The 23,448-nt window shown below is 64.0% G+C and carries 25 protein-coding genes; 15 read left to right on the top strand and 10 right to left on the bottom strand.

Going from position 1 to position 23,448, the window contains the following annotated elements:
* Positions 1 to 75: 75 nt before the first annotated feature.
* Complete coding sequence (locus GWE18_RS32200; protein WP_275189723.1) at positions 76 to 1,152, bottom strand: branched-chain amino acid aminotransferase; 1,077 nt, start codon at positions 1,150 to 1,152, stop codon at positions 76 to 78.
* Positions 1,153 to 1,481: 329 nt separating this feature from the next.
* Between GWE18_RS32200 and GWE18_RS32195 the strand changes: the two genes are divergently transcribed.
* From GWE18_RS32195 to GWE18_RS32185, 3 genes are read left to right on the top strand one after another with little or no spacing between them, the layout of a single operon-like run.
* The gene (locus GWE18_RS32195; RefSeq protein WP_275189722.1) at positions 1,482 to 2,033 is read left to right on the top strand and encodes a MarR family transcriptional regulator; all 552 of its coding nucleotides are present in this window, start codon (positions 1,482 to 1,484) and stop codon (positions 2,031 to 2,033) included.
* A gap of 2 nt (positions 2,034 to 2,035) precedes the next feature.
* Positions 2,036 to 2,770 carry a response regulator transcription factor gene (locus GWE18_RS32190; protein WP_275189721.1) on the top strand — a complete coding sequence of 245 codons (735 nt, stop codon included), beginning with the start codon at positions 2,036 to 2,038 and terminating at the stop codon, positions 2,768 to 2,770.
* Between the two features lie 8 nt (positions 2,771 to 2,778).
* Positions 2,779 to 4,164, top strand: a complete 1,386-nt coding sequence (locus tag GWE18_RS32185; RefSeq protein WP_275189720.1) for an ATP-binding protein — start codon at positions 2,779 to 2,781, stop codon at positions 4,162 to 4,164.
* Between the two features lie 175 nt (positions 4,165 to 4,339).
* Here GWE18_RS32185 and GWE18_RS32180 read toward each other — a convergent pair whose 3' ends face one another.
* Both GWE18_RS32180 and GWE18_RS32175 read right to left on the bottom strand, forming a co-directional pair.
* On the bottom strand, positions 4,340 to 4,879 hold the full coding sequence (locus tag GWE18_RS32180; protein WP_275189719.1) for a DUF3617 family protein: 540 nt from the start codon (positions 4,877 to 4,879) through the stop codon (positions 4,340 to 4,342).
* A gap of 103 nt (positions 4,880 to 4,982) precedes the next feature.
* Positions 4,983 to 5,288, bottom strand: coding sequence for a hypothetical protein (locus GWE18_RS32175; protein WP_275189718.1), 306 nt, complete (start codon positions 5,286 to 5,288; stop codon positions 4,983 to 4,985).
* 166 nt (positions 5,289 to 5,454) lie between these two features.
* On the opposite strand from GWE18_RS32175, the gene GWE18_RS32170 reads away from it, so the two are divergent.
* The 4 genes from GWE18_RS32170 to GWE18_RS32155 all read left to right on the top strand — a co-directional run bounded on the left by GWE18_RS32170 (position 5,455) and on the right by GWE18_RS32155 (position 8,389).
* A complete protein-coding gene (locus GWE18_RS32170; RefSeq protein ID WP_275189717.1) occupies positions 5,455 to 5,931 on the top strand; it encodes a hypothetical protein in 477 nt (158 codons plus the stop codon).
* Between the two features lie 128 nt (positions 5,932 to 6,059).
* Positions 6,060 to 6,740, top strand: coding sequence for a ribonuclease T2 (locus GWE18_RS32165; RefSeq protein ID WP_275189716.1), 681 nt, complete (start codon positions 6,060 to 6,062; stop codon positions 6,738 to 6,740).
* Positions 6,741 to 7,050: 310 nt separating this feature from the next.
* Positions 7,051 to 7,911 carry a 23S rRNA (adenine(2030)-N(6))-methyltransferase RlmJ gene (gene rlmJ / locus GWE18_RS32160; RefSeq protein WP_275189715.1) on the top strand — a complete coding sequence of 287 codons (861 nt, stop codon included), beginning with the start codon at positions 7,051 to 7,053 and terminating at the stop codon, positions 7,909 to 7,911.
* Between the two features lie 262 nt (positions 7,912 to 8,173).
* Entirely contained in the window at positions 8,174 to 8,389 is a 216-nt protein-coding gene (locus tag GWE18_RS32155; protein WP_029583338.1) for a cold-shock protein, read from the top strand.
* Positions 8,390 to 8,454: 65 nt separating this feature from the next.
* Here the strand turns inward: GWE18_RS32155 and GWE18_RS32150 are convergent, their stop codons facing one another.
* The gene (locus GWE18_RS32150; RefSeq protein WP_275189714.1) at positions 8,455 to 9,294 is read right to left on the bottom strand and encodes an SAM-dependent methyltransferase; all 840 of its coding nucleotides are present in this window, start codon (positions 9,292 to 9,294) and stop codon (positions 8,455 to 8,457) included.
* A gap of 104 nt (positions 9,295 to 9,398) precedes the next feature.
* Positions 9,399 to 10,022, bottom strand: a complete 624-nt coding sequence (locus GWE18_RS32145; protein WP_275189713.1) for an outer membrane protein — start codon at positions 10,020 to 10,022, stop codon at positions 9,399 to 9,401.
* Between the two features lie 219 nt (positions 10,023 to 10,241).
* Between GWE18_RS32145 and uvrC the strand changes: the two genes are divergently transcribed.
* From uvrC to GWE18_RS32105, 8 genes are all read left to right on the top strand, one after another.
* The gene (gene uvrC / locus GWE18_RS32140) at positions 10,242 to 12,311 is read left to right on the top strand and encodes an excinuclease ABC subunit UvrC (protein ID WP_275189712.1); all 2,070 of its coding nucleotides are present in this window, start codon (positions 10,242 to 10,244) and stop codon (positions 12,309 to 12,311) included.
* 84 nt (positions 12,312 to 12,395) lie between these two features.
* Positions 12,396 to 13,010, top strand: a complete 615-nt coding sequence (gene pgsA, locus GWE18_RS32135) for a CDP-diacylglycerol--glycerol-3-phosphate 3-phosphatidyltransferase (protein ID WP_275189711.1) — start codon at positions 12,396 to 12,398, stop codon at positions 13,008 to 13,010.
* Positions 13,007 to 13,258, top strand: a complete 252-nt coding sequence (moaD, locus tag GWE18_RS32130; protein WP_275189710.1) for a molybdopterin converting factor subunit 1 — start codon at positions 13,007 to 13,009, stop codon at positions 13,256 to 13,258. The genes pgsA and moaD overlap by 4 nt, the downstream gene beginning before the upstream one ends.
* 8 nt (positions 13,259 to 13,266) lie before the next feature.
* Entirely contained in the window at positions 13,267 to 13,734 is a 468-nt protein-coding gene (locus GWE18_RS32125) for a molybdenum cofactor biosynthesis protein MoaE (protein WP_275189709.1), read from the top strand.
* Positions 13,734 to 14,699: a 50S ribosomal protein L3 N(5)-glutamine methyltransferase gene (gene prmB, locus GWE18_RS32120; RefSeq protein ID WP_275189708.1), complete on the top strand. Its 966-nt coding sequence runs from the start codon at positions 13,734 to 13,736 to the stop codon at positions 14,697 to 14,699. The genes GWE18_RS32125 and prmB overlap by 1 nt, the downstream gene beginning before the upstream one ends.
* Positions 14,700 to 14,808: 109 nt before the next feature.
* Positions 14,809 to 16,155: an aspartate aminotransferase family protein gene (locus GWE18_RS32115; protein WP_275189707.1), complete on the top strand. Its 1,347-nt coding sequence runs from the start codon at positions 14,809 to 14,811 to the stop codon at positions 16,153 to 16,155.
* A gap of 283 nt (positions 16,156 to 16,438) precedes the next feature.
* Complete coding sequence (locus GWE18_RS32110) at positions 16,439 to 17,908, top strand: EAL domain-containing protein (RefSeq protein ID WP_275189706.1); 1,470 nt, start codon at positions 16,439 to 16,441, stop codon at positions 17,906 to 17,908.
* A gap of 15 nt (positions 17,909 to 17,923) precedes the next feature.
* The gene (locus GWE18_RS32105) at positions 17,924 to 18,778 is read left to right on the top strand and encodes a TIGR01459 family HAD-type hydrolase (protein ID WP_275189705.1); all 855 of its coding nucleotides are present in this window, start codon (positions 17,924 to 17,926) and stop codon (positions 18,776 to 18,778) included.
* 174 nt (positions 18,779 to 18,952) lie between these two features.
* On the opposite strand, the gene GWE18_RS32100 is transcribed toward GWE18_RS32105, so the two are convergent.
* From GWE18_RS32100 to GWE18_RS32080, 5 genes are all read right to left on the bottom strand, one after another.
* Positions 18,953 to 19,699 (bottom strand): SDR family oxidoreductase, encoded by a 747-nt coding sequence (locus tag GWE18_RS32100; RefSeq protein WP_275189704.1) that lies wholly within the window; start codon positions 19,697 to 19,699, stop codon positions 18,953 to 18,955.
* Between the two features lie 146 nt (positions 19,700 to 19,845).
* Positions 19,846 to 20,763: an MBL fold metallo-hydrolase gene (locus tag GWE18_RS32095; protein WP_275189703.1), complete on the bottom strand. Its 918-nt coding sequence runs from the start codon at positions 20,761 to 20,763 to the stop codon at positions 19,846 to 19,848.
* A 109-nt stretch (positions 20,764 to 20,872) separates the two neighbouring features.
* The gene (locus tag GWE18_RS32090) at positions 20,873 to 22,078 is read right to left on the bottom strand and encodes an NAD(P)/FAD-dependent oxidoreductase (protein WP_275189702.1); all 1,206 of its coding nucleotides are present in this window, start codon (positions 22,076 to 22,078) and stop codon (positions 20,873 to 20,875) included.
* A gap of 106 nt (positions 22,079 to 22,184) precedes the next feature.
* Positions 22,185 to 22,472, bottom strand: a complete 288-nt coding sequence (locus GWE18_RS32085; protein ID WP_275189701.1) for a hypothetical protein — start codon at positions 22,470 to 22,472, stop codon at positions 22,185 to 22,187.
* 32 nt (positions 22,473 to 22,504) lie between these two features.
* Complete coding sequence (locus tag GWE18_RS32080; RefSeq protein WP_275189700.1) at positions 22,505 to 23,335, bottom strand: alpha/beta hydrolase; 831 nt, start codon at positions 23,333 to 23,335, stop codon at positions 22,505 to 22,507.
* Positions 23,336 to 23,448: the final 113 nt, after the last annotated feature.

Here is a 23,448-nt window from a genome sequence, read left to right as displayed (position 1 = left end):
AGCGCGGCGCACAGCCCCGCGCTCAGGTAGAAATAATTTGCTTGGTGCAGAGCGGCGGAATAATTCCGCCGCAGGTCACAGGACCTTTCTGATCCAGTCGTGCGGGTCGGCCGCGCGACCGTACTGGATGTCGACCAGCTTCTTGCGCAGCCCCATGGCGACAGGGCCGGCCGCGCCGCCGCTGATGAGAAAATCGCCGCTCGCGGAACACACCTTGCCGATCGGCGAGATGACGGCCGCCGTGCCGCAGGCGAACGCCTCTTTCAGCCTTCCGCTGGCGGCATCCGCGCGCCACTGATCGATCGTATAGAGCTCCTCGCGCACGGGCGTGCCGGCATCCTTGGCGAGCGCGATGATCGAATCGCGCGTGATGCCCGGCAGGATGGTGCCGAGCGGCGGCGTCGAGAGCGAACCGTCGTCGAACACGAAGAAGACGTTCATGCCGCCGAGTTCCTCGATGTAGCGGCGCTCGATCGCATCGAGGAAAACGACCTGATCGCAGCCGTGTTCGATGGCCTCGGCCTGCGCGCGCAGGCTCGCAGCATAATTGCCGCCGCACTTCACCGCGCCGGTACCGCCGATCGCAGCGCGCGTGTAGTTCTCCGACAACCAGATCGACACCGGCGCGGGTCCGCCCTTGAAATAGGAGCCGACCGGCGAGGCGATGACGGCAAAGATGTATTCCGCTGATGGTTTCACGCCGAGGAAGACCTCGTTCGCTATCATGAACGGCCGCAGGTAGAGACTGCCCTCGCCGCCCGGTATCCACGCGTTGTCGATGCGCACCAGTTGCTCGACCGCTTCGATGAACACAGGCTCGGGCAGCGGCGCCATGGCCATGCGCTCAGCCGAACTCCGGAAGCGCCGGGCATTGGCATCGGGGCGGAACAGGTTCACGCCGTTGTCGCGCTTGTAGGCCTTGAGGCCTTCGAAAATTTCCTGTGCGTAGTGCAGGACGGCTGTGGCCGGATCGAGCGAGAAATTCGCGCGGGCTTCGATGCGCGCGTCATGCCAACCCTTTCCCTGGCTGTAGCGGACCAAAGCCATGTGATCGGTAAAAACCCGGCCGAAGCCCGGATCCACGAGCTTTGCCGCGCGCTCCTTCTCAGGGGTAGGATTCGCCGCAGGCTGGATTTCGAATTTCAAACTCATTCCTTGCTTCCCGCTGTCCGAATCGGCGCGATTTTTGGCGCCGGCCTGCCTCTCCGGGCTTGCTGGTTTATACGACTGCACATCACCGCCACCTGGCCTCGCGGCCGGTTTTCCATCGCCACCATGTCGGTTGAGGACATGCTTTTGCGGAATGCCGAAGTCCAGTATGTTTGTCGAAATGCCGCTCGACAATCGCACGGTAGTTCAATTCGCGGCTGTTGCCGCCATTGCTGGCTTTTTCTGCCTGCCTGACACGTCACCCGTTCGAAACGACTTAAAGTTTCGTCGTGGCCGGCAGTTTTGTAACATTGAACCCAAGATATGTCAACATGACTGACATAAATTTCTCAAGGGGCGCCGCTAACCCCGATTCGCAGGGGGCCGAGGGTGTGCCCGCCCCGAGAGCCGGCGAGCTGCGCTGGGACATCATCGAGCTTTTGTTCTTCGCCTATCGCGACTTCGTGGGCGACGCCGACCATGAGCTCGAGGCTTTCGGCTTCGGCCGCGCCCATCACCGCGTGATGCATTTCGTCTACCGCTATCCCGGCCTCAAGGTCGCCGACCTGCTGGACGTCCTGCGGATCACCAAGCAGTCGCTTGGCCGGGTGCTGAAGCAGTTGCTCGACGAGGGTTACATCGTGCAGAAGACCGGCAATAACGACCGCCGGCAGCGCCTTCTTTACGCCACCCCCAAGGGCGAAGCGTTGGTGGCAAAGCTCGCAGGGCTGCAGACCGATCGCATCACCCGCGCGCTCCGGGATATCAATCCCGAAGGCGTCGCGGCGATCAGCCAGTTTCTGCGCGCGATGATCGATCGCGACGATCCCGACAAGGTGCTCGAGGCGATCTTCGGGACCGGCAGCAAGAAGCCAAGGGAGTAACCGTGGCGCAAGGAGCAACCATCGCTGCAGCCACCGCGCGCGCCGCGCGGCAACTGGCCGACGACGCCCCGCATCTGCTCTTGGTCGACGACGACCGCCGTATCCGCGATCTGTTGTCGCGGTTTCTGTCCGGCGAGGGATATCGCGTCACCACTGCGTCGAGTGCGACCGACGCGCGCGCAAAACTGCTCGGCCTGCATTTCGATCTCCTGATCCTCGACGTCATGATGCCCGGCGAAACCGGCTTCGACCTGGCGCGATTCATTCGCACCTCTTCCTCGGTGCCGATCATCATGCTGACGGCGCGCCATGAGGCGGAGGCGCGGATCGAGGGCCTGCAGATCGGCGCCGACGATTATGTTGCCAAGCCGTTCGAGCCGCGCGAGTTGATCTTGCGGATCGGCAACATCCTCAAGCGTACCGCGCCGCCGCCGGTGGAAGCGCTGGAGCAGATCGCGTTCGGCCCTTACGTGTTTCATCTCGATCGCGGCGAACTGCGCCAGGGCGAGGAGATCATTCACCTGACCGACCGCGAGCGCGAAATGCTGCGCATTCTGGCGGCCGCGCCCGGCGAGACCGTGCCGCGTGCGGCGCTGACGGGGGACGGCACGGTGAACGAGCGCGCGGTTGACGTGCAGATCAACCGCCTGCGGCGCAAGATCGAGCGCGATCCCGCCAATCCGCTGTTCCTGCAGGCAGTGCGCGGCATCGGCTATCGCCTGGTCGCGTCGCCCTGAGCCAACTCATGAGCACGCTCGACACCGGCCTGACGTTCATCCGCAATGCGTCGCAACGCGTCTCCAGGGCCAATGGCTGGATGGGCAACGCGTTCAAGGGCTGGATGCCGACCGGCCTCTATGCCCGGGCGCTCCTGATCATGATCGTGCCGATGGTGATCCTGCAAACGGTCGTGGCGTTCGTGTTCATGGAGCGGCACTGGAACACGGTGACACGGCGCCTGTCGGCCGCCGTGGTGCAGGACATCGCCAGCCTGATCGACGTCTACAAGGCCTTCCCGCAGGACAAGGACCGCGCGCAGTTGCGCCACATCGGACAGCGGCTGCAACTGGTCGTCGATTTTCTTCCCGTCGGCGATATGCCGCAGCCCGGGCCGAAACCATTCTTCTCGCTGCTCGACCAGACCCTGTCGTCGCAGATCGGCCGCCAGATCCGCCGCCCGTTCTGGATCGATACCGTCGGCAAGTCCAATCTGGTTGAAATCCGCATTCAGCTCGACGATGCCGTGATGCGTGTGTTCGCACAGCGCAGTGCCGCCTATGCCTCCAATTCGGAAATTTTCATCTTCTGGATGCTCGGCACCTCCTCGATCCTGCTGATCGTCGCGGTGCTGTTCCTGCGCAACCAGATCAGGCCGATCCTGCGGCTGGCAGACGCCGCCGAAAGCTTCGGCAAGGGGCGCGAGGTGCCGAATTTCCGCCCGCGTGGCGCGCGGGAGGTGCGGCAAGCGGCGCAGGCGTTCCTGGAGATGAAAGCTCGCGTCGAGCGCTCGATCGAACAGCGCACCGCGATGCTGGCCGGTGTCTCGCACGATCTGCGCACCATCCTGACTCGCTTCAAGCTCGAACTCGCGCTGATCGGCGACAGCCCCGAAGTCGACGGCATGCGCAAGGACGTCGACGAAATGGCCGGCATGCTGGAGGCCTATCTCTCCTTCGCGCGCGGCGACAGCGGCGAGGTGGCGCAGCCGACCGACATGGCGATGGCGCTGGAGGAATTGCGCAACGATGCCGAGCGCCACGGCCATACCGCGACGGTGGTGTTCCGCGGCCTGCCGGTGGTGACGGTAAAACCGGCCTCGTTCAAGCGCTGCATCGCCAACCTCGTCTCCAACGCAGCACGGCACGCCAAGACGGTCGCCATCACCGGCCACCGCGATCACCGCTATCTGACGGTGACGGTCGACGACGACGGGCCAGGCATTCCGGCAAACATGCGCGAGGAAGTGTTCAAGCCGTTCCTGCGGCTCGACGACGCCCGCAATCAGGACGAGGGCGGCACGGGTTTGGGATTGGCCATCGCCCGCGACATCGCCCGCTCGCATGGCGGCGACATCACGCTCGGCAACAGCCCGATGGGCGGCTTGCGCGCGTCGGTAAGGGTCCCGGTGTAGGTCGTTTTCGAGAGATCTCGGCCTCGCCCTTCGAGACGCGCGTTCCGCGCTCCTCAGGGCGAGGGTCTTGCCCAGTATGAGGCCGCAGCACCGGGCCTGCACCCCTCATGGTGAGGAGCGCAGCGAAGCTGCGCGTCTCGAACCATGAGGCCACCGGCCAGGCGATCTTCGAAGGCTATTTCGCCGGCTGCTTCGGGATCAGCGCCTTTAGCTTTTGCATGTCCTTGATGTTCATCTTCATGCCGCCAGGCATCATGATGTCGCCGGGCTTCTGGTCGGCCTTGCAGGCGCCGACCCATTTGGCCTCGATCGTTGAGGTGGAATCGTTCGCGCCGGCCCGCCCACCTTCGCTATGCGAGGTCGATTTCACGGTGTAGGCGGAGTTGAAGTCGCCGGTGATCTCGGCCTTTGATTTGACCGTCACGCCGGCGATGCCGCAAACGGAATCGGTGACATAGCCGGTCGCCGTCTTCTGGATCTCCTGCTTCGAGCAGATCTCCTTGGCCACCGGCGACATCGCGGTGCTCATGTCCTTGTCTGTGGTCTCGTCGGTGCATTGCTGCATGGTCATCTCGGGCACCGTTCCGCCGCTCAGCACCTTCATTTCCCACAGACCGGCCTTGCGCACCGGCAGCTCCACGGCAACGGCGCCGCTCGCCGGCAACAGGGCAAGCAGACCAACGGCAGACCAAGACACAAAAAGCAGTCGTCGCATGCGTGTGCTCCCCTGAATACTTCAACGCTATCGTGCGCGCGAAGTGAACACACGCTTTGCGTGGCAAAAACATGTCCGGCCGGAAAACAGGTAGCGGCTGCGCTCAGTAAAGCGTGCGCAGCGGCCGCTCAGCGGCACCATAGGGGACCCAGCGGCAGGCAAAGGAAACGTAGCCGCCGTAATTGGGTTGCACGCCGAGGAATTTCACCACCTTGCCGTAACGGGCGCAGTGGTCGACGGCGAGCTGGCGGGCATCGGCCCGCATCGCGAGCTGATGGGCGATGATGCCGCCGGTGTCGTTGCCCTTGAACGCCGGCACCGTATCGATGTCCCACCAATGCGCCTGCGCCGGCGCCCCCGCCAGCATCCCGCCCATGGCAATCAGGCACGCGGCCAGAATTCTTCGCATCGCAGACTCCATTTCGCTCGAAGCCCACCATAGTGTGCGCCGGTCGCCGTGAAAAGAATTGACGCAGCACGGGGCGGACTTGGCCGTCAGGTGTTGCCGCGCTGCACTTGACCTTGTCAGGGCTTCGCGGCACCGTCCCGTGCGTTGGCTTACCGGCGGATTCCCCATGCGCAATTTGTTCAAATCCTTGAGAGCACTCGGTCCCAGAGCACTTGGCCCAATGGCGGCGGCGCTCGCCCTGCTGGCCTCCAGCCACGCCGCCCAGGCCGCCAATCCAATTGAGCTGAATTTCGGCCTGTTCGGCCCGAGGTATGACGGGCGCGTCGCCGAATGCGAGCGGGCGCTGACGACGATCGCCTATCAATTCCAGGAGAAGGAGGGCAAGTTCTGGAATTCGGCGCTGGTGATCACCGGCTTTGGCCGGATCCATGAAACTGCATTCCGGCCATGGCAGTCCGACAACATCCCGCGCCGTTACTGCAGCGGCGACGTGATGCTGAGCGATGGCAAGATGCGCACGGTGCACTACTCGATCATCGAGGATGGCGGCTTTGCCGGCTTCGGCCAGGGCGTCGAATGGTGTGTGACCGGGCTCGACCGCAATTGGGCCTACAGCCCGGGCTGCCGAGCCGCCCGGCCCTGATCCCCATCCCCGATTCGCCGATCCGAGCGGGCCTGCTCCGGGCCAGCGTGTGGGGAATCATCAATTTTGTTCTTGAAATGTTCCGGTTCCCTGCTAGGCTCCCGGTAGTCGAGTAGAGGGGGCGTTCGATGCACCGGTCCATTATTCTTTCGCGGCTTCTGATTTCACTAGCCCTTGTTGTCGTCTCTGCCGGAATGGCGTCCGCCCAGGACCGCCGGCAGAACGCCCCGGGCGAGTTCGATTTTTACGTCCTTGCCCTCTCCTGGTCGCCCTCGTTCTGCGAGGCGGCCGCTGAGCGCGGCAATAGCGGGCGATCACAGGCCCAGTGCAGCCGCCCCTATTCCTTCGTGGTTCACGGCCTGTGGCCGCAATATGAGCGCGGCTTTCCCGAATATTGCCAGCGGCCCTCGCCGCGGCTCGATCGCAACATCATGACCTCGATGCTGGACCTGATGCCGGCACCCGGCCTTGTCTTCAACGAGTGGGACAAGCACGGCACCTGTTCGGGCCTTGGCGCGCGGGCCTATTTCGAGAGCATCCGCAAGGCGCGCGCGGCGGTGAAAATCCCCGAGGAATTCCTGCAATTGTCGGAGCAGAAGACCATCGCCCCCGGCGATCTCGAGGAAGCTTTCATCAAGATCAACCCGGGCCTCAGCAGTGCGGCGATTTCCGTGACCTGCTCCAGCCGGCGCCTGAGCGAGGTTCGGGTCTGCCTGAGCAAGGACATGCAATTCCGCGCCTGCGAGGAAATCGACCGCCGCGCCTGCCGGCGTGACGAGGTGGTGATGCCGCCGGTGCGGGGCGGCTGAAGCCACTCTTGCTCCGCCATGCCAGGGCATGGCGGCTCCCTTGCGCAGACTGCTAGTTGTCTGCGTTCCCGGCCATCCACGGCTTTTATCGTCATCTGCAAGACGCGTGGATGGCCGGGACCTACCTGCACCAAGGCGTCTTTGGCCATTTCGGCCCCGATCGTGAGGCGTTTGCGAGCAGGACCCGTCTTCGCCAAGGCTTCGCCGGGTTTTCAGCCCTGGTCCTCCGAAGCGTTTCGCGAAGGAGGACAAGGCCGGCCCTGGCGAGTAGAAGACGCTTTCGTCTGCTCCAATTGATCGGCCGACTGCCATGAACTACCGACACGCCTTTCACGCCGGCGGCTTTGCCGATGTCATCAAGCATATCGTGCTGGTGCGCATGCTGACCTATCTGCAGGAAAAGCAGGCGCCGTTTCGCGTCATCGACACCCATGCCGGTGCCGGCCGTTACGATCTCACAGGCGAAGAGGCGCGCCGCGGCGGCGAATGGCTGACCGGCATTGCACGGGTGATGCAGGCGCGGTTCTCGGAAACCGCGCTGCCGCTGGTGAGCCCCTATCTCGATATCGTCAGGGCATTCAACGCCCCCGGCAAGCTGGAGGCCTATCCCGGATCGCCCCTGATCGCCCGCGCGCTGCTGCGGCCGCAGGACCGCCTCACCGCCTGTGAAATCGAGCCCAATGCCCGCAGGCAACTGATCGATGCGCTGCGCCGCGACAGTCAGGCGCGGGTGGTCGATCTCGACGGCTGGACGGCGCTGCCGGCCTTCGTGCCCCCCAACGAGCGGCGCGGCCTGGTACTGATCGATCCCTCGTTCGAGCAAAAGGACGAATTCGAAAGCCTGGCCAGCGGCTTCGCCGAAGCCTATGCGAAATGGCCGACCGGCAGCTATCTGATCTGGTATCCGGTGAAGAGCCGGCGCGCCACCGACACGCTGGCGCGGCTTGTCGCGGGCGCTGCCGCCGCCAGCAAGCCGGCCGGGAAATGTCTGCGGCTCGAATTCAGCGTCGCGCCGCAGGCGCCGGGCGGCCCCCTCGCCTCCACCGGCCTCCTGATCGTCAATCCGCCGTGGACGCTGGCGGGTGAGTTGAAGACAATTTTGCCCGAACTTGAAAAACCGCTCGGCCAGGGCGGGGCCGGCCGGTTCAGGCTGGAGACGCCCAAGCCCTGAGGGCCCAGGCAGCCGGTGAAAAGTGCGAATCGCCGTAGGCAATTTATGCGAAACCGTATTATGCTCAGACTGTTGGGACTGGCTTTACGTTCCGCTTCCGCGAATGGTTGCGGCGGAGTGATCAAGGCCGAAGAAAAATCCAGGTCGGTCGGCGGCATGAACCCGATCGGCTCAGGTGGCCAAGCATCCGGCAGCGAATGTCCGGTCGGCCGATACGCGAGGTGCGCGTAGCGGCAGTGCAATACGGGGGAGGAGTTTCCCGATGGCCATGACTGGAACAGTCAAGTTCTTCAATGGAGAACGCGGCTACGGCTTCATCAAGCCTGATGATGGCGGCCGCGATGTGTTCGTGCACATCACCGCCGTCGAGCGGGCCGGATTGAAGGATCTGATAGAAGGACAGCGCATTACGTTCGAGGTCGAACCGGACAAGAAGGGCAAAGGCCCCAAGGCGGTCAACCTGGTGATTTCATCGTGAGCTGATGCTCGCGTTGGACGCAGACTGAACTTTGCCTGCAAGATCAACTGGCGCGCCACTGCCGCTCAGATCGTTGAGCCGTGCATGACATGCCCGCCGCGCGCTGGCGCCGACCATTCGGCCTCGGGAAAGAAACGCGTCGCAATCTCGGCCGGGCCGATATCATCAACACGGCGAAAACCCGCCTCCGTCATTTTGGCGCATAACGGCGCGGTGTCGAAATAACTCTGGATGCGCTCGCCTGCCGCGGCCACCCGGTCTGCCAGCGCTTGATGAGCCACACGGGCGGCGGGTGCGATCGAAGCCGCGGGATTGACGTAGTCGAACGTCACCTCAGCACCGCCTTCCAGTTGGGCGATGAAGCCGAGCGTCGAAAAGATCGCCGGCTCGGTCAGGTAGGGCACGACGCCGAGCCAGCTGAAAAAACTCCGCTCCGCCGCATTGAAGCCCGCGGTGCGGAGAACTTCAGCCAGCGTCTCGCGTTCGAAATCGATGGGGACGAAACGAAGCGTGTCAGGCATATCAATCGCGGCATCGGAAAGCATTTGGCGCTTGCGTTGCTGCGTCGCCGGATGGTCGACCTCGAACATCCGCAGGCGGCCGGCGAGCGGCGTCCGGTAGGCAAGCGTGTCCAGTCCGGCGCCGAGCACCACAAGCTGGATGGTGCCGGCGTTCACTGCGACGTTGAGGGCGTCTTCCGTAATGCGCGAACGCGCGGCGATGAACCAGCGCAGCCGCGGCCCGGACGTGTGAGCCCGCGCATGATCGAGCGGCACCGCAATGTCGTCGCCGAGAATACGCAACGCCAGGGGATCGGCGAGGATCGACGCGTGATCCAGCACCTGATGCGCCGCGCGCAAGCGGGCGGCGCCCAATGCGGTAAGGCTAGGCTGTCCAGTTTGCATGATACCGTTCTATCGCGCTTTCACGTGACGTGCCGATCACAAGGCAAAAAAAATCTCGGCGGCTTACCGCCGCCGGGAGTTGGTAGCCGACAGTTTCTTTGTTCTCAGAAGTGATAGTTCAAGCCGGCCCGTATCACGCCGAACCGGTAACCGTTCGACGCGCCTGTAATGACGAAGTTGCTGTTGGCCAGATCGACATAGAGATATTCGACCTTGGCGCTCCAGTTCTGGGCAAAGCCCATCTCGGCGCCGACGCCGAGCGTCCACCCCGCATTGGTATGGGATTCAGACAGGCCGAAGGTGGTGGCGCGCAGTTCGCCAAAGGCGAGACCGCCCGTGCCGAAGAACAGCACATTGTTGAACGCGTAACCGGCGCGGCCGCGAACCGTGCCGAACCAGGGATTGGAGAATTTCCACGGTGCGAAGGTTTCTTCGGCGCCGGTCGCCTGGATGTCACCTTCAAGACCGAACACCCACGGTCCGTTCTGCCAATTGTAGCCGGCCTGAACGCCGCCCACGAAACCGGACGGTTTGGCCGGATTATTTGCGACCGAGCCCCAGGCATAGCCGAGGTTGCCGCCGAGATAGGGGCCGGCCCAGCTATCGGGGCCGAACTGCGTCTGGTTGACCGTCAAGGGCGGGCGCGATCCGTAGAGGTCGGCCGCCCGTACCGACGTGGTCCAGCCGGTGGCGATCAGCGCCAGCGCGCCCCACACAATCCTGCCCATCCCCAACTCCACGCAACTGCCGCGACCTTGCCGGCGAGAAACCGGCCTGGTTACGGAACTCCATCTTTTCCAGTAAGATTTATCGAGAGTTTTAAGTTAAAGGGTTGTTAAGTCGGATTACCGCCCACTCATCAGTGTTAAGGAAGCGTTACCGGCCGCTCCGCGAAGAGCGCGCCGCGAGCGCTGGCGATGCCGCCCTGCAGCGCTTAATTTAGGTCCATGGATCACGATTCTACCGACCATCCGCAGCCCCCGCGCAAGGCGCGGCGGGGTTCCCAGCCGGATTTACCGCCCCAGGACCTGACCGCCGCCGCCGACGTCGATCCCGCGACATCTGCCGCCGAGGAGGACGACGAGGCGCGCCTGCCGGAAGCCCCCGAGGAGCCCGCCGAGGCGATTGCCGAAGGCCCGCTGGCGGTCGGCCACGCGGCTATCGAAAACGCGGTGCGGCTGGCGCCGACCTCTCCCGGCGTCTATCGCATGCTCAATACCGCGAGCGACGTGCTGTACGTCGGCAAGGCGAAAAACGTTCGCAAGCGGCTTGCTTCCTACGCCCGCGTCAACGCGCCGCTGCCGGCGCGTATCCTGCGCATGATCGCGGCGACCGTGACGGTCGAGATCGTCTCCACCACGACCGAGACCGAAGCGCTGCTGCTGGAAGCCAATCTGATCAAGCAGCTACGGCCGCGCTTCAACGTGCAACTGCGCGACGACAAATCGTTTCCTTACATCCTGATCACCGGCGACCATTGGGCGCCGCAGATCCTCAAACATCGCGGCGCGCAAACCAGGCCCGGACGATATTTCGGGCCGTTCGCTTCCGCCGGCGCCGTCAACCGCACGATTACGGCGCTACAGCGCGCGTTTCTGATCCGCTCCTGCACCGACGGCTTTTTCGAAAGCCGCACGCGGCCGTGCCTGCTGTACCAAATCCGCCGCTGTTCGGGTCCCTGCACGCGCGAGATCGACTTCCCCGGCTACACCGAGCTGGTGCGCGAGGCGAACGATTTCCTTTCCGGCCGCAGCCACGCCGTGAAGGAGCTGCTCGCCGCCGAAATGGAGAAGGCGTCGAACGAACTCGAATTTGAAACAGCGGCGCTCTACCGCGATCGCCTCGCCGCTCTGTCGGCGATCCAGTCGCAGCAGGGCATCAATCCGCGTACCGTGGAAGAAGCCGACGTATTCGCCATCCATCAGGAAGGCGGCTATTCCTGCGTTGAAGTGTTCTTCTTCCGCACCGGCCAGAACTGGGGCAACCGCGCTTATTTCCCGCGCGCGGAGAAGTCGTTCACGTCGGAGGAAGTGCTGGCTTCGTTCCTCGCGCAGTTCTACGACGACAAGCCGCCGCCGAAGCTGATCCTGCTCTCGCACGCGATCGAAGAATCAGAACTGCTTGCCGATGCCCTTTGCGTGAAGGCTGGCTACAAAGTCGAAATCTCCGTGCCAAAGCGCGGCGAGAAAAAGGAATTGGTCACACACGCGCTGACCAATGCGCGCGAGGCGCTTGGCCGCAAGCTCGCCGATACGGCGACGCAGAGCCGGCTGCTGGAAGGGATGGCAGCCACGCTCGGACTGCCGCAGGTGCCGAAACGCATCGAGGTCTACGACAACAGCCACATCCAGGGCACCAACGCCGTCGGCGCGATGATCGTGGCGGGGCCGGATGGTTTTATCAAAAACCAGTACCGCAAGTTCAACATCAAGTCCGAGGGGCTGACGCCCGGCGACGACTACGCGATGATGCGCGAGGTGCTGGAGCGGCGCTTCAAGCGGCTGCTGAAGCCGCCGGAGGGCGACGTCGTCAAAGCGAAGGCCGACGATGATTCGTTTCCGCAATGGCCCGACCTCGTCATCATCGACGGCGGCCGCGGCCAGCTCAACGCCGTCAGGGAGATTTTCGACGGGCTCGGGCTGGCCCAGGTCTCGCTGATGGCCGTGGCAAAAGGCCCAGACCGCGATGCCGGGCGGGAGACCCTGTTCATGCCGGACCGCGAGGCCATCAAGCTCGAACCGCGCGATCCTGTGCTGTACTTCATCCAGCGACTGCGCGACGAGGCACATCGCTTCGTGATCGGCTCGCACCGCAAACTGCGGAAAAAAGACATCAGGGAAGCTGGCCTGCAGGAGATCCCGGGCATCGGCCCGTCACGCAAACGTGCCTTGCTGCACCACTTCGGAACCCTGAAGGAGATCGAGCGGGCCTCGATCGCCGACCTGGGCAAGGTTCCGGGGGTCAGCGCCGAAAGCGCCCGCAAAATTTTCGAGTTTTTCCATGCGCAACCGAGTTAAGGGGCTTTAATTCATATGGGTGTCGCCTGCGACATCTAGGCCCGCACGGTTGACCTTCACGCTTCAGCGGTATTGGTAAGACGGATGAACATCGCAACGACCAGGGGACAGACCAAGAGCATGTCCCTGCCGAATATCCTTACCTACGCGCGCATAGCCGCCATTCCGGTGGTGGTGGGCTGCGTGTTTGCCCAGTCCATCCAGGACGGCCCGCTGTGGCTGCGCTGGGTGGCGCTGGCGGTCTTCATCGCCGCCGCGGTGACCGACTACCTCGATGGCTACTATGCGCGCATTTGGGACCAGCAGTCCGCCTTTGGCCGCATGCTCGACCCGATCGCCGACAAGCTGCTGGTGGCGTCCTGCCTCCTGATGCTGGCAGCCGATAGCAGCATCCACGGCTGGACGCTGTGGGCTGCCATCGTGATCCTGTGCCGCGAAATCCTGGTCTCGGGCCTGCGGGAATATCTGGCGGCGTTGCGGGTGAGCGTGCCCGTGACGAAGCTTGCGAAATGGAAGACGACAATCCAGTTGGTCGCGATCGGCTTTCTGATCGCGGGCGAAGCGGGCGAGCAGCTGCTGCCCGCGACCACCCTGATCGGGATCGTCCTGTTGTGGATGTCGGCAATCTTCACGATCTACACCGGCTGGGACTATTTCCGCGCCGGCATCCATCACCTCATCAAGGAGGACGCGGGGTGAAGGTCAAATATTTCGCCTGGGTACGCGAGCGGGTCGGCATGGCGGAGGAAACCGTCGAGCCGCCGGCCGACGTGCGCACGGTGAACGATCTGATCGGCTGGCTGTCCAGCCGCGGCGAGGCCTACGCCTATGCCTTCGAAAAGCCGAAGGTGATCCGCGCCGCGATCGACCAGGCCCACGTCAAGCCGGACGCCGTGATATCAGGCGCGCGTGAGATTGCGTTCTTCCCGCCGATGACCGGCGGTTGACCTCAACCATGTCCGTCACCGCGACCATCCGTATCCAGGAAGGCGATTTCGACGTTGCGCAGGAGATCGCGGCGCTCACCAAAGGCCGCACCGATATCGGCGCAGTCGTTACGTTCAGCGGCATTTGCCGCGGCAGCGAGAATGGCGAACCGATCGCCGCGCTGACGCTCGAGCATTATCCCGGTATGGCGGAAGCCGAGATCGCCCGCCACACCGACGAGGCGTTGTCGCGTTGGCCGTTGCAAGGCCTGACCGTCATTCACCGCTTCGGCCGCATCGCACCGGGCGAGAACATCGTGCTGGTGATAACCGCTTCGCCGCATCGGCAGGCGGCCTTTGAAGCAGCGGAATTCCTGATGGACTACCTGAAAACCAACGCGCCGTTCTGGAAGCGCGAGGAAAGCGAAAAAGGCACCAGTTGGGTCGAGGCGCGCGACCATGATGACGCGGCCACCGCGCGCTGGACCAAACCCTGATGGCCAAACGCGCAAACCCGGCGGCGAAGCGCGGCGCCAGCCCGTCGAAACTCCCCAAGGTCGGTGCAGGCGAATTGCTAACGCTGCTCGATTTCGTCCGCTACGCCGTCAGCCGTTTCACCGAGGCCGAACTGGTGTTTGCGCACGGCACCACCGATCCGATTGCGGAGGCCGTCTTCCTGGTCTGCGAGGCGTTGCATCTGCACCCCGACCAGTTCGAGACCTTTGCAACCGCGCGCGTCACGGCGGCCGAAGGCCGCAAGATTCTCGACCTGATCGCGCGCCGCGTCACGACGCGAAAGCCCGCCGCCTATCTCGTCAACAAGATCTACATGCGCGGCCTGCCCTTCTATGTCGACGAGCGCACGATTGTGCCGCGCTCCTTCATCGGCGAATTGCTGGACCAGCATTTCGGCGGCGACGGCGACGAGGAGGCCGGCTCGCTGATGTCGGACCCGACCGCGGTAGAAAGCGTGCTCGACCTGTGCACCGGCTCGGGCTGCCTTGCCATTCTGGCCAGCCGGAATTTTCCGAATGCCGAAATCGACGCGGTCGATATTTCAAAGGACGCGCTCGACGTCGCCGCGCGCAATGTCCGGGATTACGGCTTGCAGCATCGCCTCACGCTATACCGCGGCGATCTGTTCAAACCGCTTGGCGAAAAGCGCTACGACCTCATCATTTCCAATCCGCCCTACGTCGATGCGGAAGGCATGGCCGATCTGCCGCGTGAATGCCGTGCGGAGCCGAAGCTTGCCTTCGACGGTGGCGCCGACGGGATCGACGTCGTCCGCCGCATTCTGGACGAGGCAGAAGCGCACCTGACACCGCAGGGTGGGCTGCTATGCGAAATCGGCCGCTGCCGCCCGCAACTCGAGGCCGCCTATCCGCAATTACCGCTGCTCTGGCTCGATACCGAGGATTCCGAGGGCGAAGTATTCTGGATCGCCGCCGCCGACCTCTGAATTTTACGGAATTGCGCGCAAATATCACGGCGTGCTGGCGTTCCCGTTGAAGGGCGAAACTGATAGTTTGGCATCAGTCCGACGCCCCAAACATCAAAGAGGCCTCCCCATGCTGGACAAGAGCCCCCGCCCGACCCCCATCAACGTTCCGAACGACCTCGCCGCACACTGGATGCCGTTCACCGCGAACCGGGCGTTCAAGAAAAACCCGCGGCTGCTCGCCGGCGCCAAGGACATGCATTACTTCACGGTCGACGGCCGCAAGATCATCGACGCCGCCTCGGGCATGTGGTGCACCAATGCCGGCCACGGCCGCACCCAGATTTCGGCGGCGATCGCCAAGCAGGCCGAGGCGCTGGACTATGCGCCGCCGTTCCAGTTCGGCATCCCGCAGGCCTTCGAGCTCGCCAACCGCATCGCCGAGCTCGCGCCCGCCGGCCTCGACCACGTATTCTTTTGCAATTCCGGCTCGGAGGCGGCCGATACCGCGCTGAAAATCGCCCTGGCCTATCACCAGATCAACGGTCAAGGCGGCCGCATCCGCCTGATCGGCCGTGAGCGCGGCTATCACGGCGTCGGTTTCGGCGGCACCTCGGTTGGCGGCATCGTTGGTAACCGCAAGCTGTTCGGCTCGCTGCTCACCGGCGTCGACCATTTGCCGGCGACCTACGACCGCGACAAACAGGCCTTCAGCAAAGGCGAGCCGGACTATGGCGCGCATTTCGCCGATGAATTGGAGCGGCTGGTCAACCTGCACGGTGCCAACACCATCGCCGCCGTGATCGTCGAGCCGATGGCCGGATCGACCGGTGTGCTGCCGGCTCCGAAGGGCTATCTCAAGCGCCTGCGCGAGATCACCCAGAAGCACGGCATCCTCTTGATCTTCGACGAGGTCATCACGGGCTTTGGCCGGCTCGGCTTTGCTTTTGCCGCCGAACGCTACGGCGTGGTGCCTGATATGCTGACCTTCGCCAAGGGCGTCACCAATGGCGCAGCCCCGATGGGCGGCGTGCTGGTGCGCGATACCATCCACGACGCTTTCATGAGCGGCCCGGAACATGCCGTCGAGCTGACCCACGGCTATACCTATTCGGCCCACCCGCTGGCCTGCGCCGCCGCTCTGGCCACCCTCGACATCTACCGCGACGAAAAGCTGTTCGAGCGTGCTCATGGGCTCGAGCCGAAATTCGCCGACGCCGTAATGTCGCTGCGGAACGAACCGGGTGTGGTGGATATCCGCACCATCGGCCTGACCGCCGGCATCGACCTCGCGCCGCAGGCCGACGCGCCGGGCAAGCGCGGTTTTGCCGGGCTCAACAGCGCCTTCCACGACAACGATCTGATGATCCGGGTGGCCGGCGATACGCTGGCACTGACCCCGCCCCTGATCGTTACCGAGGACCAGATCGGCGAGATCATCGAGAAGGTCGCCAAGGTGATCCGGGCGACGGCGTAGCCATCGCTCTCGTGCCCCGGCCCTGAGCCGGGGCCCACCTCTCGTCAGTCCTGATCCTAGACATGGGTCCCGGCTCCTGATGCGCAATTGCGCATCAGGGCCGGGACACGTGACTGACCGGCGCTACATTCCAGTTCCGACCGTGTCGAAAGAACACTAGCTCTGCGAATCAACATTGATGTTAAGGTTGCAGCGCTTGGGGGAGCGCATATCGGAACGTGCCTGAGACTTCCGTGTTTTCCCGGGTGAGGGCAGTTCGGACCTTGAGGGCGTAGCGCGCAACATGATTCGCATTTCGACGATTTTCATCGCCATCTGCATGGTGCTGGTTGCAGCCTCCCTCGGGCTCGTCCTGCATGCGGTGGCGGGCTTCAGCGGCACCGAATCCGCACTCGTGGCGCTTACCGCGCTGACCTTCCTGATCCTCTACAACGCTGTGTCGATGCGGCTGCGCGACCGTTCCGACGTCGGCGGCCAGATCGCCGATCTTTCGCGCGGCACCGCCGACCTCGCCCGCCAGGTCGCCGAATTCGGCCGCCGGCTCGCCGCCGTCGAGGGCCGGGTAGTGTCGGCGAACTCTACAAGCTCCGACCGCATCCAGGCCGTCCTCGGCGAGATCAACGAACTCGGCGTGCTGGTCAAGCAACTGGCCGTCTCGGTGGCGAGCCATGAGGATCTGCTGGCATCGGGCCCGGCGCCCGCGGCCCCCGCCCCGGCGGGCGGGCCGGATAACGAACCGCGGAACGAACCGGCGCTCGCCGCGGAACAGCCGGCGCCTGCCGTGAGGCCCGCCCCGGCTGCTGCCGCAAAGCCGGCGACGGCTGCAATTGCCGCGGAAGCAACATCTGCCTCGCGCCGCCAGCCCCAACTGCTTGGCGCGGTGAAAAACGCCGTCGAGGAAAACCGGCTCGACATCTACCTGCAGCCGATGGTCACGCTGCCGCAGCGCAAGGTGCGCTTCTATGAGGCAGTGACGCGGCTGCGCGACGACAAGGACCAGATCCTCACCGCCGACGATTTCATCGCCACCGCCGAAGCCGGCGGGCTGATCGGCAAAATCGACCACATGGTGATGTTGCGCTGTGTCCAGGTGTTGCGCCGCCTGATGGTGCGCAACAAGGACGTCGGCGTGTTCTGCAACGTCTCCGCGGCGACGCTCGGCAATTCCGCCAATTTCGCGCAATGTCTCGACTTCCTCGACGCCAATCGGGCGTTGGCGCCGTCCTTCGTGCTCGAGTTCAAGCAGGCGACGTTCCGCCAGCTCGGCCCGGCCGAAATCGAGAACCTCGCGGCGCTGTCGCAGCGTGGTTACCGCTTCTCGATCGATCATGTCACCGACTTGCGGATCGAGCCTCGCGACCTCGCCGACCGCGGCGTCCGCTTCATCAAGGTGCCGGCGGCATTGTTGCTCGATCCCAAGCAGAGCTCGACCTCGGATATCCACCCTTCCGACCTTTCCGATCTGCTCGGCCGCTTCGGCATCGACCTGATCGCCGAAAAGATCGAGGGCGAGCGCGCGGTGGTGGACCTGCTCGACTATGACGTGCGGTTTGGGCAGGGTTTCCTGTTTGCGCCGCCGCGGCCGTTGCGGCCCGAAGGGGCATCTGCTACCGGCGGGACCAGCCTGAACAAGGAATCCGGCAGTCCCAATGGCTCCAGCAACACCGTTCCCATTGCCAGCCCCGCCGCTGAGCCCGCGATGCGGACGACCGGCAATGCCGCGCTGGCGCGCCGCGCCGCTGGACCGGGCTAGCAGGCTTCCGAAATCATGACCTCATTGCGGTTTGTCGAACGGCTGCGCGACCTCGTGGACGGCGTAGAGGTTATCCTCTCCGACATCTGGGGCGTGGTGCATAACGGGCTCGAGTCCTTTCCCGAAGCCTGCGAGGCGCTGCACACCTATCGCCAGCGCGGCGGCACCGTCATCCTGATCACCAATGCGCCGCGGCCGGCCGATTCCGTGCAGCGCCAGTTGCGCAAGTTCGGCGTCGCCGACGAAGCCTACGACGCCATCGTCTCTTCCGGCGACCTGACCCGGAATTTCGTTGCCGATCATCCCGGCAAGAAGATGTTCTGGATCGGTCCGGAGCGGGACTCTTCGATCCATCGCGGGCTCGATGCCGTGATGGCGCCGCTGGAGCAGGCCGACTACATCGTCTGCACCGGCCTGTTCGATGACGAAACCGAATCGGCGGAAGACTATCGCGCGATGATGCTGCAGGCGCGCGAGCATAAGCTGCCGCTGATTTGCGCCAACCCCGACATTGTCGTCGAACGCGGCGACCGGTTGATCTATTGCGCGGGCGCGATCGCCGAGCTCTATCGCGAACTCGGCGGCGAGGCGATCTTCTACGGCAAGCCGCACCGGCCGATCTATGAGCGCGCGATGGCACTCGCAGCTGAGCGCCGCGGCCAGCCGACCTCGCTCGACCGCGTGCTGGCGATCGGGGATTCGGTGCGGACCGATCTCACCGGCGCGCACGGCTTCGGAATCGATTGTCTTTTCCTCACCCGCGGCATCCATTCCGAGGAGTTCGAGGGCATCGAGCAGTTCGACCCGGCTTCGGTAAAGGAGCTGTTCGGCCACCCGCCCCGCGCGTTGATGCGCGAGCTGCGATGGTAGGTGCATCGCTGCACCGGACTCAAAATTGCGAAAACAACCCCATGCAAAGTAGCAATGGGCCTTACGTCATCCGAAAACGCAAGACCTGGTAGGGCGTGGACTCATGAGAACGCAGCAATGCCCGGGATTGGGCCGGGCATCACGAGATTTGGAGCGCAATTGGCAGCGCGGAAACTAAGCCAGTCCCAAGCCGCCATCGACGGCGAGAACCTGGCCCGTCAGCCATTGCGAGGCGGGGCCCGCAAGCTGGACAATCCATTCCGCGATGTCGTCGGGAACGCCGCGCCGCCCGAGCGGAATCCGTGCGCGCTCGTCTTCCTTGACGGCTTCTGCCTGTTCCGCAGATAGCCCCATCATCCCGGTCAAGGCGCCGGATTCCGTGGGCCCGGCCGCGACCGCATTCACCCTTATTCCGAGCGGCGCGAGTTCGAGCGCCCAGCAGCGGGTCAGGTGTTCCAGCGCCGCCTTGCTGGCGGCGTAGTGCGATAGTCCCGCCGCCGGCCGGTGACCGAAGGTCGAGGAGATGTTGATGATGGTGCCCTGCGTCGCCTTCAGGTGAGGAAGGGCGGCGCGGGCCAGCAGGCTCGGACCGAGCACATTGACGGAAAAGATGTCTGTGATCCGATCGGCTGTCGCATCCGATAACGGAAGGATGGCGCCCGCGCCGGCGTTGTTGACGAGCGCATCCACTCGGCCCCACTTGTCGACCGCCGTGGCGATGGTCCGCCTGGCGTCTTCAGCAGAGGCGGTATTCGCAACGATGCCCGCGATATTCTTATGCTCCGCCACCGTTTGCTCGACGGGGCCGGCGCGGCGGCCGGTGATGAGCACCTTGTCGCCCTGGTTGGCAAAACGGAGCGCGGCCGCCCGACCGATGCCAGAGCTGCCGCCCGTTATGATCATGACCTTTTCATTCTGCATGTTCGTTCGACTCATCTGTAAAGTTGGAAGTTGGTCAAAGCGGGCATTAAGCGACCGCTTCGGTTTCAGCGGCTCAGTGGTTGCGAGGTATTGAACCAGGGCGCGAACTCATACGCGCCCTGGTTCGGCCTTAACCCAACGAGCGGTCAGTAGTCCCAGAAGACCGGTACGAAACGGAAGGCGTCGCCGTCGGCCGCCACCCGTCCGATGGACGGGAACGGCAGGTGAGTGGCCACCAGCATCTCGCCGCTCTCAGCCAGCTCCCGCAAAAGACTGATACGAACGCGCGCCGCCTCTTCGGGGTCGTGTTCGAAACCGTTGTGCCAGTCGGGCTGCTCGAACCCGACAGTAAACACGGCGTCCCCGGCGAACGTCAGCCCGTCACCGCCGGACGCCACGCGGACCACGCTGTGCCCGGGGGTGTGACCGCCGGTGCGACGGGCGACCACGCCCGGCGCAATCTCGTGCTCCTCATCGAACGTCCGCAGGTTGCTCCCGTACTCGCTCACGAACCGCTTGGCGGCTGACCGAAGCGCGTCCGGGAAACCCTGCGGCATGGAGGTGTGGGAGAAATCGGGCGACTCCCAGAACTTGACCTCGGCGGCCGCCACGTGGATCCGCAGGTCTTTACGCAGTCGCTCCTTCACCCCCTCGACGAGCAGCCCGCCAATGTGGTCCATGTGCATGTGGGTCAGCACCAGGTCGGTCACGGACCCAAGATCGATGCCGGCGGCCTCCAGTCGCTTGATCAACTGGCCGGCCCGCGGCAAGTTCAAGTCCGGATCGGACCCTAGTCCAGCGTCAATGAGGATGGTCTTGCCGCCGCTACGCACCACGACCACGTTCAGCGCCCAGTCGAACGCGTCCTGTGGCAAGAACATGTCTTTCAGCCAGGCCGCGCGGTCGGCCGGGTCGGCGTTGTGTCCCAACATTTGGGTTGGGAGCGGCAGCACCCCATCGCTGACCACCAGCACGTCAATGTCGCCGACCTTCAGCGCGTAGCGCGACGGAACGAGCTCTTCGGGTCCCGATGTAACGGGGTATGAGGTGTTGTGCAGGTTCATGTTCGTCTCCTGTTTCATAGTAAAGGCGCCTGGTTGGTCTTGGTTCTGGCTGGTCTTGGTTGAGCAGGCCGCGCAGCCAGGGGAGCGCGGCCGCCATCGCTTGGGGCGTCTAGAGGTTGGTCACGCGCTCCGGATTGGCCGACGCGAGCGCCGCGGCGCGCTCGGCGCGGGGCGGGTAGATCCAGACAGTATTGATCTCCTGCTTGGTCTTCTTGGCGAGGTCGCCGACCATCTCGACCTTGCGCTCCCAGCCGCGCGTGAACAGAGCGCCGGCTTCGCCGAGGTCGAGGCAGGTGACGTAGGCCTTCTGGTGATACGGCCTGGTCGGAACGCCCAGGAGTTCGGCGACGGCATTGTTGCCGGCAAAGGCGCCCATCCGCGTGGCGTGCTGGCACGACATCAGCGCGTAGTTGCCTTGGTCGTCGCATGCGGCCCGCGCAGCATCGCCGGTGGCGAAGACGCCGGCGACACCCGGCACGCGCAGATCGCGATCCACCAGCAGCCGGCCGAAATTGTCACGCTCGGCAGGAATCTGCTGGGTCAACGGGGCGGCGCGAATGCCGGCCGCCCAGATCACGGTTTCGGCTTCGATGCGTTTGCCGTCGGCAAGCGTGATGCCGGATCCATCGAGCGCCGCAACGCCGGCGCCGAGACGGGTCTCCACACCGAGCTTGCGCAGGGCGTCTTCGATGACAGGACGGGGGCCTTCGCCCATGTCGGGAGCGATCGCACTGTTGCGGTCGACGATGATCACGCGCGTCTTGGCGTCCTTGCCAAGGATTTCGCGCAAGCGCGCGGGCAGCTCGGTTGCTGCCTCGATGCCGGTGAAGCCGCCGCCGGCGACGACGACCGTATCGCGCCCGTTAATGGCCGGCCGGTCGGCCAGGCTGTGTAGATGCTTATCGAGCGCGATTGCGTCATCGAGCGAGTCAACACTGAAGCCGTGCTCGGCAAGGCCCGGAATGTTGGGGCGGAACAGGCGGCTGCCGGTGGCCACCACGAGACGGTCGTAGGACAGAGTCTTTCGCGGGCCCTTTGGAGTCGTGATCTGCACCGTTCGAGCATCGGTGTTGATCGTCTCGGCGCTGCCCTGGATGTAGTCGACGTCGATCGCCTTGAGGACGTCAAGCAGCGGCGCGGTCAGGGTTTCCGGCCTCGGCTCATAGAGCCGCGGGCGGACCACCAGCGTCGGCTCCGGTGCGATCAGTGCGATTTCGAGATCGTCAGGCGAAACGCCGTGAATGTCGCGCAGGCGGGCGGAGGAAAGGGCGGCGTACATGCCGGCGAAGCCGGCGCCGATAATGGCTAGTCGCATGGGTTTGCTCCTTGGTTTGCACTTGTCGAAAGTCTGTGCGCTACCGCCGCTGCTCCGTTGAGGGCAGCGTTCGGCGGCGCTACGAGAGGTGAGGTGAATGCTGGTCTTAAGGCGCGATGCAGCGTGACAGCGAGCTCAGCGGCCGGCCGTATTCAAAAGCAGCCGGCGCAGACCTCTTCGGACTCCAGTCCTGGTAGGGAAGACCGGACCCAGCCCTGGTCATCATCGAAACCAGCGGGTGCGGCGTTTGCATGAAGTGCGGCGCGACTTCCACCTCCTCGCCCGCCGCGGAAGTGAAGCGAACGGCCAGAGAGAGGCCGTAGAAGACGGCAGGGACAACGACCCTACGTCGCGATTTGATTGCAAGTGGGCTGGCGAGGCTCTTCCAGGTCATATTTGTCTCCCGCTGTTCCTGATCGGCGCCGACTAGGCCGAGATGAAGGAGAGAATGTCGGCGTTGATGAAGTCGGCATGTGTCGTGCACAGGCCGTGCGGCAGAAGATCGTAGATTTTTAGTGTGCTGTGCTTCAGTAGCTTCGCTGACAGGGGCGCGGAGTCGTCGACGGGTACGATCTGGTCGTCACCGCCATGCAGGACGAGCGTGGGCTGGGTGATGCTTTTCAGGTCCTCGCTGAAGTCCGTTTCCGAGAAAGCCTTGATGCCATCATAGTGGGCCTTGGCGCTGCCCATCATGCTTTGGCGCCACCAATTCCAGATGACGGCCTGCGATGCTTCTGCGCCCGGGCGGTTATAGCCATAGAATGGACCGCTCGCGAAGTCTCTGTAGAACTGCGCCCTGTTGGCAGAGAGCTGCTGGCGTAGGCCGTCGAACACTTCGATGGGCAAGCCACCCGGATTGGCCTCCGTCTTCAACATCAGCGGTGGCACCGCACCGATCAGGACCAGCTTCGCCACGCGATTTCTGCCATGGCGTGCAACGTAGCGCGTGGCCTCGCCGCCGCCCGTGGAATGACCGATGTGAATGGCATTCCGAAGATCAAGGTGCTCTACGACGGCCGCGACATCGGCTGCGTAGTGATCCATATCGTGGCCATCACTCACCTGCATCGACCGGCCATGACCCCGGCGATCATGGGCGATGACACGGTAACCCCTGCTGACGAAGAACAGCATCTGGTTATCCCAGTCGTCGGCGGTCAGTGGCCAGCCGTGGTGAAAAACGATCGGCTGGGCGGATTTCGGCCCCCAGTCCTTATAGAAAATCTGGACGCCATCGTTGGTGGTGACGGAGGTCATAGGATCGGTCCCTTGAGTTCGTGTGTCGCTCTCTCGCTCTCTCAGCGCGGGCACGACGATCTCTAGCGAACCTGGCGTGCCGCTGCCCCAGAGCGATTGTCGTCGCTATAGAG

Source organism: Bradyrhizobium sp. CSA112 (genome assembly GCF_029051645.1).
GTDB lineage: Bacteria > Pseudomonadota > Alphaproteobacteria > Rhizobiales > Xanthobacteraceae > Bradyrhizobium.
This window is presented reverse-complemented; position numbering and strand designations above follow the sequence as displayed.

What these genes read in the sequence shown, in the direction of transcription:
- GWE18_RS32200 (WP_275189723.1), bottom strand. Translation starts at nt 1,152, where the DNA reads ATGAGTTTGAAATTCGAAATCCAGCCTGCGGCGAATCCTACCCCTGAG.
- GWE18_RS32195 (WP_275189722.1), top strand. Translation starts at nt 1,482, where the DNA reads ATGACTGACATAAATTTCTCAAGGGGCGCCGCTAACCCCGATTCGCAG.
- GWE18_RS32185 (WP_275189720.1), top strand. Translation starts at nt 2,779, where the DNA reads ATGAGCACGCTCGACACCGGCCTGACGTTCATCCGCAATGCGTCGCAA.
- GWE18_RS32180 (WP_275189719.1), bottom strand. Translation starts at nt 4,879, where the DNA reads ATGCGACGACTGCTTTTTGTGTCTTGGTCTGCCGTTGGTCTGCTTGCC.
- GWE18_RS32175 (WP_275189718.1), bottom strand. Translation starts at nt 5,288, where the DNA reads ATGCGAAGAATTCTGGCCGCGTGCCTGATTGCCATGGGCGGGATGCTG.
- GWE18_RS32170 (WP_275189717.1), top strand. Translation starts at nt 5,455, where the DNA reads ATGCGCAATTTGTTCAAATCCTTGAGAGCACTCGGTCCCAGAGCACTT.
- GWE18_RS32165 (WP_275189716.1), top strand. Translation starts at nt 6,060, where the DNA reads ATGCACCGGTCCATTATTCTTTCGCGGCTTCTGATTTCACTAGCCCTT.
- rlmJ (WP_275189715.1), top strand. Translation starts at nt 7,051, where the DNA reads ATGAACTACCGACACGCCTTTCACGCCGGCGGCTTTGCCGATGTCATC.
- GWE18_RS32155 (WP_029583338.1), top strand. Translation starts at nt 8,174, where the DNA reads ATGGCCATGACTGGAACAGTCAAGTTCTTCAATGGAGAACGCGGCTAC.
- GWE18_RS32150 (WP_275189714.1), bottom strand. Translation starts at nt 9,294, where the DNA reads ATGCAAACTGGACAGCCTAGCCTTACCGCATTGGGCGCCGCCCGCTTG.
- GWE18_RS32145 (WP_275189713.1), bottom strand. Translation starts at nt 10,022, where the DNA reads ATGGGCAGGATTGTGTGGGGCGCGCTGGCGCTGATCGCCACCGGCTGG.
- uvrC (WP_275189712.1), top strand. Translation starts at nt 10,242, where the DNA reads ATGGATCACGATTCTACCGACCATCCGCAGCCCCCGCGCAAGGCGCGG.
- pgsA (WP_275189711.1), top strand. Translation starts at nt 12,396, where the DNA reads ATGAACATCGCAACGACCAGGGGACAGACCAAGAGCATGTCCCTGCCG.
- GWE18_RS32125 (WP_275189709.1), top strand. Translation starts at nt 13,267, where the DNA reads ATGTCCGTCACCGCGACCATCCGTATCCAGGAAGGCGATTTCGACGTT.
- prmB (WP_275189708.1), top strand. Translation starts at nt 13,734, where the DNA reads ATGGCCAAACGCGCAAACCCGGCGGCGAAGCGCGGCGCCAGCCCGTCG.
- GWE18_RS32115 (WP_275189707.1), top strand. Translation starts at nt 14,809, where the DNA reads ATGCTGGACAAGAGCCCCCGCCCGACCCCCATCAACGTTCCGAACGAC.
- GWE18_RS32110 (WP_275189706.1), top strand. Translation starts at nt 16,439, where the DNA reads ATGATTCGCATTTCGACGATTTTCATCGCCATCTGCATGGTGCTGGTT.
- GWE18_RS32105 (WP_275189705.1), top strand. Translation starts at nt 17,924, where the DNA reads ATGACCTCATTGCGGTTTGTCGAACGGCTGCGCGACCTCGTGGACGGC.
- GWE18_RS32100 (WP_275189704.1), bottom strand. Translation starts at nt 19,699, where the DNA reads ATGCAGAATGAAAAGGTCATGATCATAACGGGCGGCAGCTCTGGCATC.
- GWE18_RS32095 (WP_275189703.1), bottom strand. Translation starts at nt 20,763, where the DNA reads ATGAACCTGCACAACACCTCATACCCCGTTACATCGGGACCCGAAGAG.
- GWE18_RS32090 (WP_275189702.1), bottom strand. Translation starts at nt 22,078, where the DNA reads ATGCGACTAGCCATTATCGGCGCCGGCTTCGCCGGCATGTACGCCGCC.
- GWE18_RS32085 (WP_275189701.1), bottom strand. Translation starts at nt 22,472, where the DNA reads ATGACCTGGAAGAGCCTCGCCAGCCCACTTGCAATCAAATCGCGACGT.
- GWE18_RS32080 (WP_275189700.1), bottom strand. Translation starts at nt 23,335, where the DNA reads ATGACCTCCGTCACCACCAACGATGGCGTCCAGATTTTCTATAAGGAC.